This window comes from Pseudomonas sp. LBUM1676 (assembly GCF_059695605.1).
The window spans coordinates 2046671-2065183 of sequence record NZ_CP166777.1; the positions used below are offsets into that span (position 1 = coordinate 2046671).

At 57.7% G+C, this 18513-nt stretch carries 15 protein-coding genes and 1 pseudogene; 9 read left to right on the forward strand and 7 right to left on the reverse strand.

Annotated elements, in window-relative coordinates; translation table 11 throughout:
• Positions 1-109: 109 nt before the first annotated feature.
• The 6 genes from ACA041_RS09640 to ACA041_RS09665 form a co-directional block, all read right to left on the reverse strand.
• Positions 110-1090: a transketolase family protein gene (locus ACA041_RS09640; RefSeq protein ID WP_497440882.1), complete on the reverse strand. Its 981-nt coding sequence runs from the start codon at positions 1088-1090 to the stop codon at positions 110-112.
• A gap of 2 nt (positions 1091-1092) precedes the next feature.
• Complete coding sequence (locus ACA041_RS09645; RefSeq protein WP_307337118.1) at positions 1093-1980, reverse strand: transketolase; 888 nt, start codon at positions 1978-1980, stop codon at positions 1093-1095.
• A gap of 106 nt (positions 1981-2086) precedes the next feature.
• A complete protein-coding gene (locus ACA041_RS09650) occupies positions 2087-3178 on the reverse strand; it encodes a glycerol dehydrogenase (RefSeq protein ID WP_497440883.1) in 1092 nt (363 codons plus the stop codon).
• A gap of 129 nt (positions 3179-3307) precedes the next feature.
• A complete protein-coding gene (locus ACA041_RS09655) occupies positions 3308-4000 on the reverse strand; it encodes an SDR family NAD(P)-dependent oxidoreductase (RefSeq protein WP_497440884.1) in 693 nt (230 codons plus the stop codon).
• Between the two features lie 30 nt (positions 4001-4030).
• Complete coding sequence (locus tag ACA041_RS09660; protein WP_497440885.1) at positions 4031-4831, reverse strand: shikimate dehydrogenase family protein; 801 nt, start codon at positions 4829-4831, stop codon at positions 4031-4033.
• A 15-nt stretch (positions 4832-4846) separates the two neighbouring features.
• A complete protein-coding gene (locus ACA041_RS09665) occupies positions 4847-6451 on the reverse strand; it encodes a GMC family oxidoreductase (protein ID WP_497440886.1) in 1605 nt (534 codons plus the stop codon).
• Positions 6452-6662: 211 nt separating this feature from the next.
• Here ACA041_RS09665 and ACA041_RS09670 point away from each other — a divergent pair, with 211 nt between their 5' ends.
• The 8 genes from ACA041_RS09670 (at position 6663) to ACA041_RS09705 (ending at position 16897) form a co-directional block, all read left to right on the forward strand.
• On the forward strand, positions 6663-7826 hold the full coding sequence (locus tag ACA041_RS09670) for a glycerol dehydrogenase (RefSeq protein ID WP_497440887.1): 1164 nt from the start codon (positions 6663-6665) through the stop codon (positions 7824-7826).
• 39 nt (positions 7827-7865) lie between these two features.
• Entirely contained in the window at positions 7866-9038 is a 1173-nt protein-coding gene (locus ACA041_RS09675; RefSeq protein WP_497440888.1) for an iron-containing alcohol dehydrogenase, read from the forward strand.
• Between the two features lie 125 nt (positions 9039-9163).
• Positions 9164-10441, forward strand: coding sequence for a carbohydrate porin (locus tag ACA041_RS09680; protein WP_497440889.1), 1278 nt, complete (start codon positions 9164-9166; stop codon positions 10439-10441).
• 141 nt (positions 10442-10582) lie between these two features.
• Positions 10583-12082 carry an aldehyde dehydrogenase gene (locus ACA041_RS09685; protein WP_497440890.1) on the forward strand — a complete coding sequence of 500 codons (1500 nt, stop codon included), beginning with the start codon at positions 10583-10585 and terminating at the stop codon, positions 12080-12082.
• Positions 12083-12201: 119 nt separating this feature from the next.
• On the forward strand, positions 12202-13443 hold the full coding sequence (locus tag ACA041_RS09690) for a sugar ABC transporter substrate-binding protein (RefSeq protein WP_497440891.1): 1242 nt from the start codon (positions 12202-12204) through the stop codon (positions 13441-13443).
• Between the two features lie 85 nt (positions 13444-13528).
• On the forward strand, positions 13529-15040 hold the full coding sequence (locus ACA041_RS09695; protein ID WP_461958708.1) for a sugar ABC transporter ATP-binding protein: 1512 nt from the start codon (positions 13529-13531) through the stop codon (positions 15038-15040).
• Positions 15033-16088 (forward strand): ABC transporter permease, encoded by a 1056-nt coding sequence (locus ACA041_RS09700; RefSeq protein WP_497440892.1) that lies wholly within the window; start codon positions 15033-15035, stop codon positions 16086-16088. Before ACA041_RS09695 ends, ACA041_RS09700 begins: the two co-directional genes overlap by 8 nt.
• A gap of 41 nt (positions 16089-16129) precedes the next feature.
• The gene (locus ACA041_RS09705; RefSeq protein WP_497440893.1) at positions 16130-16897 is read left to right on the forward strand and encodes a GntR family transcriptional regulator; all 768 of its coding nucleotides are present in this window, start codon (positions 16130-16132) and stop codon (positions 16895-16897) included.
• A gap of 74 nt (positions 16898-16971) precedes the next feature.
• Here ACA041_RS09705 and ACA041_RS09710 read toward each other — a convergent pair whose 3' ends face one another.
• Complete coding sequence (locus ACA041_RS09710) at positions 16972-17988, reverse strand: zinc-binding dehydrogenase (RefSeq protein WP_497440894.1); 1017 nt, start codon at positions 17986-17988, stop codon at positions 16972-16974.
• Positions 17989-18294: 306 nt separating this feature from the next.
• On the opposite strand from ACA041_RS09710, the pseudogene ACA041_RS09715 reads away from it, so the two are divergent.
• Positions 18295-18447, forward strand: a pseudogene (locus ACA041_RS09715) (MFS transporter); the annotation flags it as partial.
• Positions 18448-18513: the final 66 nt, after the last annotated feature.

Sequence of the window (18513 nt, forward strand, 5' to 3'; positions counted from 1 at the left end):
GGGGTGTGGTGGGTGACGATGGGTTGCGTAAAACCTGAAAAAAACGCGTCTCCAGTCAAACGAAATTTCAATGTGGGAGCGAGCTTGCTCGCTCCCACAGGGACAGGTGTCAGGCCTTCATATGCGCCAGTGCCACTTCCTCGATACCGGCGGCATCCAGCTTGTAGTGTTCGTACAAATGAGTCGGCGGAGCGATCAGGCTGTATTCGTCGTAGATGCCGTGGCGCTTGAGCTTCACGCCGGCGCCTTCGTCCGACAGGACTTCAGCTACTGCCGCACCCAGGCCACCCAGCACGTTGTGCTCTTCGACGGTCATCATGCGTTTGCTGCGGGCAGCGGCGCGCAGGATGGCGTCACGGTCGATCGGTTTGATCGACGCCATGTCGATCACGCCCACGGAACGCCCTTCAGCGTTCATTTTGCGAGCGGCGGTTAGGGCCGCATGCACCGTGATGCCGCAGGCGATGATGGTCAGTTCCTCACCTTCGATGTGCTCATGGGCCTTGCCGAACTCGAAGACCACGCTGTCGTCGTAAACGATCGGATCGCGACCGCGACCGATGCGGAAATACACCGGCTTGTCGTAGGTAGCCGAGGCTTTGATCGCAGCCGCCAGTTGGGCGCCGTCCGCTGGCGACACCACCGCCAGGTCGGCGATCGAGCGCATGGTGGCGATGTCTTCGGTGGCGTGGTGCGAGGTGCCGTAGAAGCCTAGGGAAATGCCGGTGTGGTGCCCGATCAGACGCACCGGTTGCGCGGAATAAGCCACGTCCATGCGGATCTGCTCACAACACAGCAGGCCGAGGAACGAAGCGAAGGTCGCCACGAACGGCATCACGCCGCAGGTGGCCAGGCCAGCGGCGGCTGTCACCATGTTCTGCTCAGAGATACCGAACTGCAGGTAACGCTCAGGGTACTCACTGGCAAATTTGTTCAGGCCGTTGGAGTACTGCAAGTCAGCCGAGCCGGCCATCACCGGGTAGCCGGCTTTGGTCAGTTCGATCAGCGCGTCGGACAAATAAGACAGGCCCGGGTTGAGGGCGTTGAGGCCACGGTACTGCCAGGAATTGGGGGAAAGAGGGGCATTCATGATCAGATCTCCATGGCTTCAATTTCAGCGATAGCGCGTTTGGCGTCTTCCGGATCAAGGTATCCGAGGTGCCAGCCGGGTTCGGTTTCCATGTAGGAAACGCCTTTGCCTTTGACGGTTTTGGCGATGATGCATACCGGCTTGTCGCGGGTTTCATCGGCTTTGACACGGCGCAGGGTTTCGGTCACTTCGGCGATGTTGTGGCCGTCGATGACATGCACTTCCCAACCGAACGCGCGCCATTTTTCGTCCAGCGGTTCGATGCCGATCACGTCGTCGACCGAGCCGTCCAACTGGAAGCCGTTGCGGTCGACAATCGCGATCAGGTGTTTGGCCTTGTGATGGGCGGCGCTCATCGCGGCTTCCCAGACCTGGCCTTCCTGCATCTCGCCGTCTCCGAGCATGACGAACACGTCATAGACTTCGCCGGTGAAGCGCTGGGCCAGGCACATGCCCAGACCGCCGGAGAGGGCGTGGCCGATGGAGCCGGAAGAGAAGTCGATACCGGGCACTTTGCGCATGTCAGGGTGATCGCCCAGAGGGCTGCCCAGGCGGGTGTATTCATCGAGCCATTCCTTGGGGAATACACCGAGGTCCGCAAGAATCGGGAATTGGCCCACGGCGGCGTGGCCCTTGCCCATCAGGAACCGGTCTCGGCCCGGCCACTTCGGTTCGTCTGGGCGAATAGTCATCACGTCGTAGTACAGCGCGGAGAACAATTCGGCGGCAGAAAACACCGAGGTGTAATGGCCGGTCTTGGCGATTTCAATCAGGCGGATTGTTTCCAAGCGAACGAATTTCGCCCGGTCTTTCAACTTGATCACAGTCTCGGCGGAAGGCACAAAGTTACTGGCTTTCCACTGTTCGAGTGTTTTGCGGGGTGCAGACATCTCTACCTCCAATCACAGGCATGAATTTGTTGAAGTTGAATCTCATTGGCGGGGTTTGAACTTCAACGGGGTGGTTGTGTGTTCAACGGAGCTCTTGAGTCAGTGCTCAGTGGGTCAGGCCTTCAAGCGCGCGCATCGCACCGATCAGCTCGTCAGACGTCAGTGCGCCGCCTGATACCGAGGCAAAATTGCGCGCGTGAGGGGCTTTCAGAGTGGGCTCGGCCACTTGCATCAGCACCGAATCATCGACGTCGAGTACGCCGAGTTCGGTCAGGTTGCGGGGCAAGCCGATACGTTGATAGAAACTCAACATGTCGCCCATAAGTTCGGCATCGCGGTCCTCAAGCACCAACTGCACCAGCAAGCCATAAGCCACTTGCCAGCCATGAACTTGCTGTTGTGCACCGGGGATTTTCGACAGCCCGCGCGTCATCGCGTGGGCAATGGACAGGCCACCGCTTTCGAACCCCAGGCCGCTCATCAAAAGCACGGCTTCAATCAAGTGATCAAAGGCAACAGTTACCTCGCCAGTACCGGTCTGGGCCAGCGCCGGTTCGGCGTATTTGCGAATGATGTGATAACACTCGCGCGCCAGCACCAGCCCCGACAGCGCGGGGCGTGCGCCAAACATGTTCACGCCACCGGATTTGTAGCACTGCTCGGCTTCGAACTTTTTGGTCAGGGCATCGGCGATACCGGCCAGCAAAAACTGACGCGGTGCCTGGGCAATCAGTGAGGTGTCCACCAGCACGTAGCGAGGGCTGACGAGCAGGTGACCGACTTCGCTCAGTTGATGATGAGCGTCGTAGACCACGTAGTTCTTGGAGGTTGGGGCGTCGTTGGACGCCACGGTGGGCATGGTGATCAGCGCACGACCTGAGGTGTGGGCGAGGGCCTTGCCGGCGTCGATGCACTTGCCGCCACCGACGGCCAGGATCATGTCGAACTCAATCTCCGAGGCGGCCATCCTCAGGCCGGCAATCCCATCGGCAGTGATCTCGCCGTCGAAGGTAATGTAGTGCAACTCGACATCGGATTGCGCGCAGGTGTCATCGAGTCGTTGCCGGATAAGGCCCAGCACATAACTGTCGATGACCACCACGGCCTTGCGTCCGCAGTGCGCCAGATAAGTACCCGCCTGAGCGAGCACTTCAGTGCCCTGGACGTACCGTCCGGGCGAGCCGAAAACCAGATTCATTCAGCACCTCTCACTTCACTGCTTATTGTTATTCGAGGCTCGGCGACAGGGTGCCGACGCCTCGGTCTTGTTATGATGCATGATATATCATGTTTTTAAACGGTCAAGCGCTCAATCGACGAGAGGGCATCAGGCGATCGAATACCCGCCATCTACCGGCAACGTTGTGCCCGTCACGTAGCGCGCGTTATCCGACACCAGGAAGGCGATTACATTGGCGATGTCTTCCGGTGCTCCCCAGCTTTTCATCGGAATGCGCGCCAGGATACCTTCCGAGCGGACCGGGTCTTCAAACGCACGACGCGACAGATTCGTCAGAATCCAGCCCGGTGCGACGGCATTGGCCCGCACGCCATCGGTCGCCCACGCCACCGCCATGCAGCGTGTCAGTTCGGAGATGGCCGCTTTGCTCGACGCGTAGGCCGGGGTCTTGGCGGAGCCGAAAATCCCCCACATCGAGGCGAAATTCACCACCGCACCCCGAGCAGCCTTCAGGCCGGGCAGGGCGGCGTTGGTAATGCGCAACACGGCGGTGAGATTGACGTCCATGACGCGACTGAAGCCTTCGAGCTCCCACTCACGATTGTGGTCAATGATGCCGGCGGCGTTGACGACGGCGTCGACGCGCTCGAACTGCTCGAAGAACGCGGTTACTGCCTCGTCGTTGGTCACGTCCAGTTCCTGGTAGTGAATGCCCTCGATGCGTTGCTCGGGTTCACCGAGCCCTACGGTGAATACTTCATAGCCGTCCGCGTGCAGGCGTTGTGCCGTAGCGAGGCCGATGCCGGAGCCGCCGCCGGTCACGATTGCAGTCTTTTTCATGGTTTTTCCTTATGTCTGAGAGGAGGGCGTTTAAACGCCGGTTTTGGAAAACAGAAACTCGGCCAGCAGATCGATCTGGCCAGTGATCATGTGCGCGCCTTTATGGATGATGCAGCCACGCTCGGCGGCGGCGCGCAGCAGCGGCGTGATGTCCGGGTTCATCACCACTTCGCCGACCACCGTGCCGGGAGCTAGGGTCTCGACGGGCAGCGGCAGAGGGTCCTGCGCTTTCAGGCCCAGGGCTGTGCCGTTAATCACCACATCAAAACCGGTCGCGTCGGCGGGTCCGGCATTGACCTGCTGATTGGGGAAAATCTGCCGCAGCTCGCAGGCCAACTCTTCGGCCTTGGCCGGAGTGCGGTTGCTGATTACCAGTTCTTGAATATCTTCGGCGAGTAACGCGTGGGCGATACCGGTGGCCGCGCCACCTGCTCCTAGCAACAACACACGCTTGTTGCGAAGGTCATGGCCTTGTTTTTTCAGGCCGCCGACAAAGCCGTCGCCATCGAACATGCGTCCGCTGAAGCGCCCGTCGGGCAGGCGCTTGGCAACGTTGCACACCTTCAGCAGACTGGCGGTGCCTTTGAGTTCATCGCACAATTTCGCCACCTCCAGTTTGTGCGGAACGGTGACAATCACCCCCGCCAGGTTTTCAATCCCGCGCAAACCTTCCCACGCCGTAGTCAGGTTGGCCGGCGACACTTCCCAAGGCACCAGCACGCCGTCATAACCGAGACGTTCCAGCAGCGGGTTGAAAAACTCGGGGGTACGCAGGTGTTTAGCCGGGTAGGTGAGATGAACGACTACTTGGGTTTTACCGCTGATAGGCACGACGAAATTCCTCTTTCAAAGGTGGGATGCGGAGGCTGGCAACGCGGATCGCCCGAGAATCATGTCCGCGGCTTTTTCGCCGATCATGATTGACGGTGCATTGGTATTGCCGGAGATCAGGTTGGGCATGATTGAGGCATCGACCACTCGCAGGTTGCGCAGACCGCGAACACGCAATTCAGGATCGACGACCGCCATCTCGTCGTCACCCATCTTGCACGTGCCCACCGGGTGGTAAACGGTCTTGGCGCGCTGGTTGATGTAACTCAGCAATGCTTCATCGCTGCGTATGCTCAACCCAGGAAAGACCTCTTCGCCGGTGTACTTGCGCATCGCCGGTTGGGCGAGGATCTCGCGTGACAGGTTCAAGCCTTTGATTGCTACACGGCGATCTTCCGGGTGGGCGAAATAACGTGGATCAATACGCGGTGGCGTGTTGACCTTGCTGTCGGTCAGACCAATTTCGCCGCGGCTCATGGGGCGTAATACGCAGGTATTGATGGTTGCGCCGGGCTTTTTGATCGTCTCCTGATCGAGGTCGAAAAACACGATAGGCACGAAGTGCATCTGGGCGTTTGGCCGTTCCTGCGCATTGTCGGTGTTGACGAAAGCACAGGCTTCGGTGACGTTCGAACTAACCGGGCCGCTGCCAAATATCAGGTACTGCAGACCATTCTTGACAGTGTTGAAGGCGTTGTCCTGGCCGTAGTAACCGTACTTGCCATGGCAGTAGGCGATGGTGCCGACTTCCGCATGGTCCTGCAGGTTCTGACCGACGCCGGGTAAGGCATGCTGCAATGGAATGCCATGGCGTTCAAGTTCTTCGGCCGGACCGATACCGGAAAGCATCAATAGCTTGGGTGACTGAATGGCGCCAGCGCTGAGGATCACTTCTTTACTGCAACGTGCCTGCGTCAACTGGCCTTTGTGGGTGTACTCGACCCCCACCGCTTGATTGCCTTCGATCAGGACTCGTTGCACGGTGGCGTCGGTGATGATCGTCAGGCGATCAGACTTTTCAGCCTCGCGCAGATAAGCCACAGCCGCACTGCAACGGCGATTGTTGCGAGCGGTGATTTGGTTGAAGCCGACGCCGTTCTGGCGCTCACCGTTGAAGTCCGCTGTGAAGGGAATACCGGCCTGCTGCGCAGCACGCACGAATCCGCGAGACAGTTCGCAAACCTGCTTAAGGTCTGAGACACCCAGCGGGCCGCCCGTTGCGTGATAGCGGTTATCGAAGCGTTCATTGTCTTCGGCGCGTTTGAAGTAAGGCAGTACTTCGCGATAAGACCAACCATTACAACCGCTGCTTGCCCAGCCGTCGTAATCTTCTTGCTGGCCGCGGATATAGATCAACGCATTCACCGAGCTTCCACCCCCCAGCACCCGACCCTGAGGAAGAATTCGTTTGCGACCGTCCATGGCGGTTTGCGGTTGAGTTTCGTGGCGTGAAAGCAGTGGGCTGGACAGCAGCCGGGTGAAACCGGCGGGGATGTGGATCAGCGGGTGGATATCTCTCGGCCCGGCTTCGATGAGTAGAACCGAGGCGCCAGCCTCGATCAATCGACCGGTCAGCGCGCAGCCCCCGGACCCGCCTCCAATGACAACGTAATCGTGCATGTCTCTCTCCGAACAGTGCTTTCTTGTTTTAATACATCATATATCTTCGATCCCCCCAAGCGTCAACCCAAGTAATTTCGTGCGAACGGGCGAGACAAAAAAACGGTTGGCAGCCAAAAATTAAATATGATATATCATCGATCCGCCGAGAACAGAATCTCCCGGACACGTCCTCAAATCAATAACAAAAAGCCTCCACGAAGAGGTCAGGATGAACGTTGATATGACACAGATGTTTGCTGCGCCCGGCCGCTACATCCAGGGCTATAAAGAGCTCGACCGCCTTCACCAGCATGTGGCCTGGTTCGGTCGGCGGTTATTAGTGGTTACCACACAAGGGCGTCTGGACAGTCTGCAGCAGGCACTGAGTGCCAGCTTCGAGGCTCAGCACACCCAATTGCACTTCGCGATTTTTTCTGGCGAAGTGACTCGACAGGAAATCCAACGACTGACGACGAGCATGAACACCCTTGAATGCGATGGGGTGATCGGCGTCGGCGGCGGCAAAGTCCTGGATGCCGCCAAGGCTGTGGCGCATCAAGCCAGGGTTCCGTTGTGCATCGTGCCCACCATCGTCTCCAACGACGCCCCCACCAGTTCGCTTTCGGTGCTGTACACCGAAGAAGGCGCATTTGACGACGTGCTGTTTTATGAGCGCAGCCCGGATGTGGTAGTGGTGGATACCTGGATCATCGCCCAGGCCCCCGTGCGGTTGTTGGTGGCCGGAATGGGGGATGCTTTATCGACCTATTTCGAAGCCCGCACCTGCGTTGAATCGTACCGGGACAATTTTCTCGGTAACGCTGGCGCAGGGATGAAGGAGGGCGGCTCCGGCGCCAAATCGACGCTGACTTCCATGGCCATCGCCGAGCTGTGCTACCGAGTACTGCTTGAAGACGGACTGCAAGCCAAGCGCGCCAGTGAAAACAAATGCGTGACCAAAGCCTTCAACCGCGTGGTGGAAGCCAATGCCTTGATGAGCGGTATTGGCTTCGAGAGCAATGGCGTCGCCACCGCACACGCGGTGTATTGCGGATTCAGCGAGCTGGGCAGTCGCGCGACGATGTACCACGGCGAGTACGTGGCCTTCGGAACGCTGGTGATGCTGGTGCTTGAAGGCAAGTCCAGCGGTGAACTGGATGCAGTGTTGAGGTTCTGCCTGAGCATCGGTTTACCAGTCACCTTCGAAGACCTCGGCCTGGCCGATATCACCCCACACGAACTCGACTGTGTGGCACGCACCGCTGCTGACCCGAACCAGACCAGCAAGGTCGAGCCGTTTGAGGTCACCTTCGATGAAATGAAGGCCGCGCTGATCTCGGCCAGCGACCTTGGCGAACTCTATAAAAAAGGCGGTTCGTTGCTGGCGGGTTGAACTCGTTTGCAGCGCAGAGCCACAACAAAAGGTGAACTGATGAAAGCATTTCAGGCAAATCTCCCGGTCACACTCGATTTCGAGGCCGGAGCGATCAAGTGCATGGGTGAAAAGGTCGAGCCATTCGGTAAAAACGTCTTCCTGATGGTGGACCCATTTCTTCAGGGCAGTGACCTGGTTGCACAAATTACCAGCAGTTTTGCCGAACACGACATCGCGTATCTCGAGTTCTACGATATCGTGCCCAACCCTCGGCATACCACGATCGATCGGGCGGTTGAGCTTGTCCGCGAAGCGGGTTGCGATGTCGTAGTTGCGGTTGGTGGCGGTAGCGCCATCGACTCAGCCAAAGCCGTTGCCCTCATTGCCGTACATGGTGGTTATTGCTGGGATTACACTGAACGCCTGGGCGAGGCCGTCACCCGACCGCAAAGCCGCGGGTTGCCGTTGCTGGTAGTGCCGACTACCTCTGGGACTGGAACCGAAGCGACCCCTTTTGCGGTGATCAACAATCCCGAACTGGGCCTTAAGTGCGCCATCGTCAATCCGTTCATCTATCCAGATGTTGCTTTGGTCGACCCACAGATCCTGGTTTCGAAACCTGCGAAGCTCACCGCCCTGACGGCGGTCGACACCTTTTGTCATTCGCTGGAAGCGTACATCAGTATTCACTGTACCCCCTGGGTCGAGATGGTTGCTCTGGAGTCGATTCGTTTGTTTGCGGCGAACGCCCAGCGTTGTGTCGAACACGGCGACGACCTTGAGGCTCGCGCGCGAATGGCCTTCGCATCGACCTTGGGAGGAATGGCGATTGCCAGTGCTGGCGTAACGGTATCCCATGCGTTGGGCCAACCGTTGGGGGCGATGACCGACGCGCCTCATGGCGGCACCGTCGCGGCCAGTACGCCGTATGTGATTGGCTGGACACTGCCGGTGTGCGCAGACAAGTTTGCCCGTGTGGCCGAGATTCTCGATCCATCGACGCAGAGCCTCACGGAGATGGAACGTGCGCAGCGTCTGCCAGACATTCTTGAAAAACTGTTCACCACGTTGGGCGTCACCGATACGTTCCGCAGTTATGGCCTGCAGGAACAGCAAATCGATGACTTTGCACAAACCGTATGGACCAGTTTCAACCAGGACTTGGCCTGTCATCCGAAGAAAATCAACAGCAAAGAGGAGGTCGCCGACATCGTCAGAATGTGTTTCTAACCGAAGTCTCTGTCACGAAGTTCTAAAGCAAGTTGTTTGACCGACCCGTCAGTTGGGTTGGCGGGGTTTTGCATGCTCGAAAAACACTAAGACCAACAATAAAAATAGTTTCGGGAACAATAATAATGACCAACAAAACGATAGTTGCCGTCGGACTTTTGAGCGCCTGCGCATTACCGGGTGCTTATGCAGCCAGTTACTCGCCGAATAATTTTCTGCTGGGGGACTGGAACGGCGAACGCACTCGCTTGCATGAGCAGGGTGTGGATTTTCAGCTGACCTACGTTAACGAGCTGGCCTACAACACCCAGGGCGGCGACGAGCACAAAGGGACTTACAGCGATCAGTTGATGATTGACACCAACTTCGATCTGCAGAAGCTGGTGGGGTGGCAGGGGGCGAGTTTTCGCATGACCTTCAGCAACCGTAATGGCGAAAACCTCACCGCCGAGGCGGGCACCAACACCTTGCTGGCTGCCCAGGAAATTTACGGCTACGGCAGCGTTACCCGCCTGGTGCAGTTCTATTACCAGCAGGCGCTTCTGGATGATCGACTGGTGGTCAAACTCGGACGCTTACCCATGAGTGGCGATGTGTTCCCGTTTTCCTGCAAGTTTCAAAACCTGACGTTCTGCGGCACGGTGCCCGGTTACATCACCCCCAATTGGTTTACCTGGCCCGTCAGCCAGTGGGGTGCGGCGGTGACGGCGAAGCTGACTGACGAGCTGTCGCTCAATGCCTCGCTGTATCAGGTCAACCCGCGCTTTACCGAAAACTCCCAGGGTTTGAACTTTGGCAGCCCGTCCGGCACCACCGGTTATCTGGCGGTCGGCGAGTTGGCGTGGAAGCCCACTCTGAACGGTCTGCCCGGCAGCTATCGTGCGGGGATCTGGCGCAACACCGGCGATTTCAACGATGTCTATCACGACGTCAATGGCCTGCCCATCGGCCTGACCGGCGATGCACCGGATCAGCACGATCAGGCCAGCGGTTATTACGCCATGGCCGAGCAACGGGTTTATCAGGACCCGAGCACCAGCGCCCGAGGCCTGACCCTGTTTGCCAACTTCATCCAATCGGATCGCGACGTGTCCTACGTGGAAAAAGTCTTCCACGTCGGCGCGTTTATCAGTGGCCCGTTTGCCGCGCGTCCTCAGGATGAAATCGGCCTGGCGATCGGTCGCCTCGAGGTGAATGAAAAATCCGCCAAGCGTATCCGTCAGCAAAACGCCTACACCCAACCGGCGCCGGACACCGAATACCCGGTGGAGTTGTACTACGGCATCAGCGTGACGCCGGCCCTGACGCTGCGACCCAATGTGCAATACGTGGCCAATCCCGGTGGGCTGAGCGGGGATAAAAGCGTGGTGGTGTTCGGCCTGAAAACCGAGGTCAGTTTCTAAGGGAATACGAGGTTTTAACGAACAGCAGTTGTGAAGAAAACCCCATGAATCAGGGCATTTCTTCGCTTGCGATTTTAATAATGCATGATATATCGTCGTCAGGCGCCTATGCCTAAAACAAAAAACAGGAGACGCAACAGCATGAACACTCTCGTTGATATCGCTGCGGTCCAGCAGCGTGTCGCCGCCCTGAAACTGCCAGGGCAAGCCTTCATCGATGGCCGGTTTGTCGACGCTTTGAGCGGCGCAACCTTCGCCAACATTTCCCCACGCAACGGCCAAGTGCTGAATCACGTGGCGTCCTGCCAGGGTGAAGATGTCGACGTCGCGGTCAAGGTCGCCCGACAGGCGTTCGACAGAGGCGTGTGGTCGCAACTGGCCCCCAAGGAACGCAAGAAAGTCATGCTGCGCTTTGCAGCGCTGTTCGAGCAGCACATGACGGAACTGGCCTTGCTCGAAACGCTGGACATGGGTAAACCGGTGTCCGAAAGCGCCGGGTTCGATGTGCATGCGGTGCTTGAATGCCTGCAGTGGTACGCCGAGTGCTGCGACAAGGTCTATGACGAAATCGCGCCGTCCGGGCCCGGCGCGCTGGGCATGATCACCCGAGAGGCCATCGGTGTCGTCGCCGCCGTGACACCGTGGAACTTCCCGATGCTGATGGCAATGTGGAAAGTCGCGCCGGCCCTGGCGATGGGCAATTCGGTGATCCTCAAACCCGCCGAACAATCACCACTGACAGCCTTGCGCATTGCCGAACTGGCAGCACTGGCGGGCATTCCGCCAGGCGTTTTCAACGTACTACCGGGTTTTGGTCCTACCGCTGGCCGTGCGCTTGGCCTGCACATGGACGTCGACACGCTGGTCTTCACAGGGTCAGGTGAAGTGGGAAAATTGTTCCTGCAGTATTCGGGGCAGTCGAACATGAAACGGGTATGGCTGGAGTGCGGAGGCAAGACCCCGAACATTATTCTCAATGACTGCCGCGACCTGGAAAAGGCCGCGACCACTGCTGCCAAATCGATGTTTTTCAATCAGGGCGAAGTTTGCGTTGCGCCATCGCGGCTGATCGTCGAGGAGGGGATTCGCGACGAGTTTGTTGCCGAAGTGTTGAAAGTTGCCCGGACCATCGCCATCGGCGATCCGCTCGATCCGGCTACGCAGTTGGGTGCCATGGTCGACAAGGCGCAGATGGATCGGGTGCTGGGTTACATCAGAAAAGGCTCCGAGGAAGGTGCACGAATCATCCTCGGTGGCGAACGTGCCACAGGCGTATTAGCCGACGGGTTCTTCATTCCACCGACGATTTTTGACAACGTCACCAACGACATGACCATCGCCCGGGAAGAGATCTTCGGTCCGGTGCTGTCAGTCATCACCGCCAAGGATCACCTGGACGCTGTGCGCATCGCCAATGATTCGCCCTATGGCCTGGCCGCCAGCCTATGGACTAACGATCTGTCGCGGGCCCACTCGATCATCCGTTCGCTGCGTGCCGGCAGTGTCTGGGTCAATTGTTTCGACGGTGGCGATATCACCATGCCGTTTGGTGGTTACAAGCAATCGGGCAACGGCCGCGACCGGTCGCTGCACGCGCTGGACAAGTACTCGGAGCTCAAATCCGCCTGGATCGAATTCTAGATTCGGCCAGACCTTCATTGCCGCCTTCGAAACAGCTCCTGTCTGCGACAGAGCCCGCAGGGGCGGCTCACTGAAAGACCCGCAACACCGTTCAAATCAGCGCACTGGAGAATAATAATATGAAGCTGTCAGCTGTTCGTTCGATCACGACTTTTACCCTGGCGACGCTTATCGGCACACATGCCTGGGCAGCCAACAAGCATGAAATCTATAGTTTGATTCCTAACACGGCGTTATCGGGTGTGATTGATCCCGATATGCCGGATCGCACTTCGATCAACAAAGCCTTGCCGCTGAAAAAGAAGGGCGAGCGCCTGCGTATTGGCTGGACTGAAATCACCCTGGGCAACCCCTGGTTTGTCTCGATGATCGACGACTCGAAAACCATTGCGAAAAAGTACAACTACGATATCGAACTGCAAGTGGCTGACAGTGATGTCGCCAAGCAAAGTGCCCAGGTCGATAACTTCATTACCCTGGGGGTCGATCTGATTGTGATCGACCCTACCGATGTCCTCGGCTCCGTATCGGATGTTGAGCGTGCGGTGGCTGCGGGGATACCGGTCATCACGGTAGGTACCGCCCCGGATGCCAAGGCTCCGGTGATCACTACCAGCACCGGCAACCCTTACGGCAGTGGTTTTGAGGCCGGTCGTTATGTCGCCTCCAAGACCGATCCGGCCAAGGTGATCAATGCCGCCATGGTCATTGGTGTGATGGGTAACTCCACGTCCGAAAGCCGAATCAATGGCATGATTTCCGGGCTCGTTTATGCCCGCTCGCAGGAGCGCAAGCTGGGTCTTTCCAAAGAAGACGCAATGCTCAAGGGCTTCAAGCTGTTCCAGCAAGTCAAAGCCAAAGGCAGCTTCAGCTGGCCGGAAGGAGGCTTTAACGTGCTGGCCTGGGGGCGTGGTGACTGGACCGAAGAAGGGGGGCTGGCCGCTACTGAAGACATCCTCGCGTCCCAGGGCGACAAGCTCAATTTGGTGCTGGCCGAGAACGACTTCATTGCCATCGGCGCGATCAACGCGTTGGAAAATGCCGGCAAGAAAAACAGCGTCATGGTCGCTTCCGGTGCCGGGAGTTTTCGGGTGGCGCTGGATCTGATCAAGCAAGGAAAATTGCTGGTGAGCGCCACCAACAGTGGATCGGAAACCGGTGTTGCTGCTATCGAGTTGATTCACCAGATCCTTGAAAAGGGCCTGGATGCCAACAACCTGCCGCTGGCGTCTTACTTCCCGGTCACGCTGATCACGCCGGACAACGTCGACACCTATATCAAGGCCGACGGCCTGCCACCGTCCACTGACAACGTTCCACCGTTCCGCTCCATCGGGCAGATCAAAACCGCCATGAAGTGATTTAGTGGTGTTGAACCGGTCTGTTACTGCTGTCTTAGACGGCGGTTACAGACCGATCGGTGACAGTTTATAGACGGTGAAGAAAATGAATGCGATGCACAAACCTGCCGTAGAGATGCTCGATATCTCGAAGAAGTTCGGTGGTATCAGCGCTCTGAGCAGTGCCAGTTTTTCTGCCCGTGCGGGTGAAATCCATGCACTGATGGGTGAGAACGGCGCGGGCAAGTCGACGTTGATGAAGATCCTTTCAGGCGCCTATGTGCGCGACGCTGGCGGGGTCAGTCTGAACGGCGAAAAAGTCGATATTCGTAAACCTGGAGACGCACTCAAGCTGGGTATTTCGATCATCTACCAGGAGTTTGCCTTGGCCCCGCATCTGTCGGTGGCCGAGAACATCTGCATCGACGATCTGGGCAAGAGCAAGGGATTTGTCCAGTGGGCCGCAATGCGCAAAAAAGCTCGGGCAATTCTGGATGAGCTGGGTTTCAGCGATATCGATGTGCGCCAACCGGTCGGCAGTTTGCCGGTGGCTTACCAACAAGCAGTCGAGATCTGCAAGGCGCTGTCGCGTAACTCATCGGTGCTGGTTTTTGACGAGCCAACGGCGGTACTCACCTCTCATGAGGCGGAGAAGCTGTTCAAAATCCTTGATGAGTTGCGCCGCAAAGGGGCATGCATTGTTTATGTCTCGCACCGCATGGATGAAATCTTCCGGATCTGCGATCGCGCCACGGTGCTCAAGGACGGCAAGACGGTGGGTACGCTAGAGCTGGCTGACATTACCGAGCGCGGCTTGATCGAGATGATGATCGGTCGAGAGCTCAGCGACCTGTTCCCCCCGCGCAACAAGCAGATCGGCGAGGTATTGCTTCAAGTTGAGAATCTCTGTGCCGGACGTCTGGTGCGCGATGTGAGCTTTGAGGTGCGCGCCGGTGAAGTCCTGGGTTTCTGTGGACTGGTCGGTGCGGGACGTACCGAAACCATGCGGGCGATTTTTGGTGCCGATAAAAAAACCTCCGGCACGCTGCGACTCGATGGACAGGAAATCCACAACCGTACCCCCCGTGAAGCCATTGCCAATGGCATAGGCCTGTTGCCCGAGGACCGCAAACACCAGGGCGTGCTGCTGGAAATGTCGATCAGGGTCAATGGCGCGCTTCGCCCTGACAGTCCCTATACCGGGAGCATGGGCTGGATTTCCAGCGCCCGGGAGACCCTGGGCATCGAAGCCTTGCGCCAGCAATTGGCGGTCAAGACTCACTCGATAGAACAGTTGGTAGGCGACCTGTCAGGCGGTAATCAGCAGAAAGTCGCCTTGATGAAATGGGTGGATGCGGGGTGTCGAGTGTTGATTCTCGATGAGCCTACCCGCGGAGTGGATGTGGGTGCAAAAACGGAAATCTATCGGGTGATTAACGATCTCGCTGAACAGGGAGTGGCGATCATCATGGTGTCTTCGGAAATGATTGAAATCATCGGCATGTGTGATCGCGTGCTGGTGATGCGCGAAGGCGCGGTCGCCGGCGAACTGGCGGGCGAACGCATTAAAGAACAAGAAATGATTTGCCTGGCGATGGGAGTCGAGCACCATGAGTAACCCTAATTCCAAGCTGGCCCCGGCTGAGCTTTTGCAGGAAAACAGCCGCGCTCACGAGAGCAAGGCTAACCGGCGCTCGTTACAGCGCCTGTTTCTGGAACACAACGCGTTGGTGATGCTGGTATTGCTGGCCATCGTTGCTAGCGTGCTCTCCGCTGACTTCTTCACGTACCAGAACATCGGCAACCTGCTGCGCCAGTTGACCCCTTTGCTGCTGGTGAGCATCGGTATGTTGATTGTGATCCTGACGGCGGGCATCGATCTATCCGTTGCCTCGGTGGCTGCCGTGGGCGGTATCGTGGTTGCAATGACCCTCAACGTAATGCCGGTCGAAGGTAGTTTCGGGTTGTTGCTGGCTGTCGCGATTGCGGTGGCATCCGGGGTGTTGATGGGGTTGGTGACGGGCACCTTTATCGCGTATTTCCGCATGGCGCCTTTTATCGCGACCCTAGCCATGATGACGGTTGCGCGTGGCCTGGCGTTTATTTTGTCGAATGGCCAGCCACAAAGGCTGGATGACAAACTGGTCAGCGCTCAGTTGCTGCGTGATTTCGGTCGGCTGGCCGATGGTTTACTCGGTATTCCATGGCCGGTGTGGCTGGCAGCGCTGGTGACGTTGGTGTTTGCCTTGATCCTCCGCTACAACGCCTATGGGCGCCTGACTATTGCCAGCGGGAGCAACGAAACTGCCGTACGCCTAGCGGGTATCCCGGTAGAGCGCTACAAACTGGCGGCCTATGGGATCTGCGGTGGGCTCGCCGCATTGGCCGGGGTGGTGATTGCTTCACGCTCGGGGGTCGCGACGCCTAGCGCCGGCATGGCGCTGGAACTGGACGCGATCGCCGCCTGCGTCATCGGCGGTGCGTTGCTGACGGGGGGCAAGGGCACGATTTTTTACACTGTGGTGGGCGTACTGGTGTTGGGGCTGATCGGCAACATCATGAACTTGCTGAGCGTGCCGGCCTATCCACAGCAAATCATCAAAGGCGCGATTATCGTCATCGCCGTGCTGTTGCAGGGTGTCGGTCGCCGAGACGCACGGATTTGAGTGACGCGCCTGCCGGAGTGGCAGGCGTAATTTGATGATGTATGATGCGTTATCTGCGCCTCGGGTTGGCAGCTATTCATGTCTGCTGCCGTCGGCGCACCATCATCGTCCATGGAGATCGAGTAACAGTGACCGTGCATAAGCCCATTGATAAAGGCAACTTGAGCGAACGCGTGTATTCCATTATCCGCACCGCGTTGATGGATGGACAATACCAACCCGGGGATCGATTGCGCATCAGCACGTTGGCCGAACAGTTCGGTGTGTCAATCACACCGGTGCGCGAAGCGATTTTTCGCCTGGTCAGCGATCATGCGCTGGACATGAAGGCGGCGACATCGATTTATGTTCCAGAGCTCACCGTTAGTCAACTGCGAGAAATACAGTTGATCCGTCATTTGCTCGAAGGCGAGGCGGCGGGCATGGCCGCTCAGCGTATTACCAAACCGGAGCTGGAACATCTCGAAGCCATTCAAGATGCTTTCCAAAAGGCGGTCTCAGTCGATCACAAACAAGCGGCTTTGCTGAATCGTGAATTTCACTTCGGATTGATTTCCGCTGCCCGCATGCCAGTGGTGTCCAAGACTCTGGAAAACATGTGGGTCATCATGGGACCACTACTGAGCAGGTTCCACGCTGAGGTGCCCAAGTTGGAACTGGCCAGTGCCAAGCACAAACATTTCGAAGTTCTGGAAGGCTTGCGCACCCGTGACTCGGCCAAAGCCAAAGGTGCGTTGCAGGCCGATATCGCTTGGGGCGAGCTGATGATTGACTGGCTGGAGAAAAAGGAAAACCTGGCCGAGGCGTAACCCCTACTGTGTCAGGTTGTCGCCCGAGCTCCGAGCTCCGAGCTCCGATCAACGGGGCTCGGGCGTTGTCGTTTTTACCGGACTGCAGAAAGGATGGGGTCGGAGTCGTTCAATTGGGCAATCCACTTGCCACCTTCTGCACCTTGTTTGAGTGCACGCAACGCCTCCGGAAGATTTCGGAAGTCGAAGACCTGACGTTTGGGAGCCAATAAGCTACCGTCCAGCAAACCCTCTAGCAGTCGTTCACCGTTTTTCCGCAGCACTTGTCGGTCGTTCAGGCTGGCGTGGGCATGAAAGCTGTTGAGCGCCACCTCATGCAATGAAACAGCGGTGCTGAAGGCAGGCAAGGGCGCCGTTTCCTGACGATCCTGAATGCACACAAGGTGACCGTTGTAGCCCAGCAATGGGGCCAGGGTGGCTGCATGTTCGCCGCTGACTGTGTCGAATACTGCGTGCAGTCGACGTTCACCCAGAGCGACCTCAAGCGCTTGCTGCCAATTCGCTTCACGGTAGTCGAAAACCCCCACAGCACCCAGCGCTTTCAAGCTTGAATGGTGGGCTGTGGAGGCTGTTGCCCAGACTCGAAATCCGCGCTGTGCCGCCAGTTGAACCAGCAGAAGGCCTACGGCTCCACCAGCGCCGATGACGAGCACATCGCGGGATGCGCCAGTGGGCACTTTTTCGAGGGCCTGCCAGGCGGTCAAACCGGGGCAAGGTAAGGACGCGGCGGCGCTATCATCGAGCGCCGCGGGCACCAACAGCACGGTTGCAGCGTCCAGTAAACAAAACTCGGCGAAACTACCATCTCGCTCCAGTGACTGGTGATACGCCACACGGGTTCCCGGCTTGATCTGCACACCGGCGCCTGCTGCGACTACGACCCCCATGCCATCCACACCCGGCACATGGCCGGTTTTCCATGCTGGGTGGCCCCACTCAATGATTTTCCAGTCCACCGGGTTCAACGCCAGCGAGCGGTTGGCAATCAGAACTTCGCCCGGACCAGGTTGCACAAGGGGTTTGCGGATCAGTTGTAAACCGTCGATACCTTTCCCTGCGGTCCAAGACCAGGCGGCGAAATCAGCGTGCATTGTGAGTCCTCAGAAAGACCGGATTGAAGCCATTTCGATCCGGTAACAGGCCTTGGTGGTTATGGGGGCGCCACACTTAAGGCCGGTAGTATCCCTTCAGGTATCCATGAGGAGAACGTTGATTTACGCAAAGGTGTTGTGATCAGAAATCATCAATGGACTCAATATACTAGCGGTCGTCTAGATCGCCTCGGTCCGGTGTATGCCGAACCGGTAGAGGTTCGGCGCGCAATGTTGCAGGGCATTAAAAACGCACTCATAGATAAATTACCGATTACATGCCGTCGCTGAACAGGAATTACGTCGATGTCTCAAAGCCGCTCAACATTGATTGCTTTGTTGGTAGCCGTAACGTTCTTCATGGAGAACCTCGATGCCACAGTGATCGCTACCGCATTGCCGGACATGGCCAGGACGTTTGGCGTCGCGGCAGTGGACGTGAACATTGGCATGAGCGCCTAGCCGATGCCGTTCGTTCGGTTGTAGCAAGGGGTAATGGGTCCCGCGTAGATCGAGCTCGGGGCG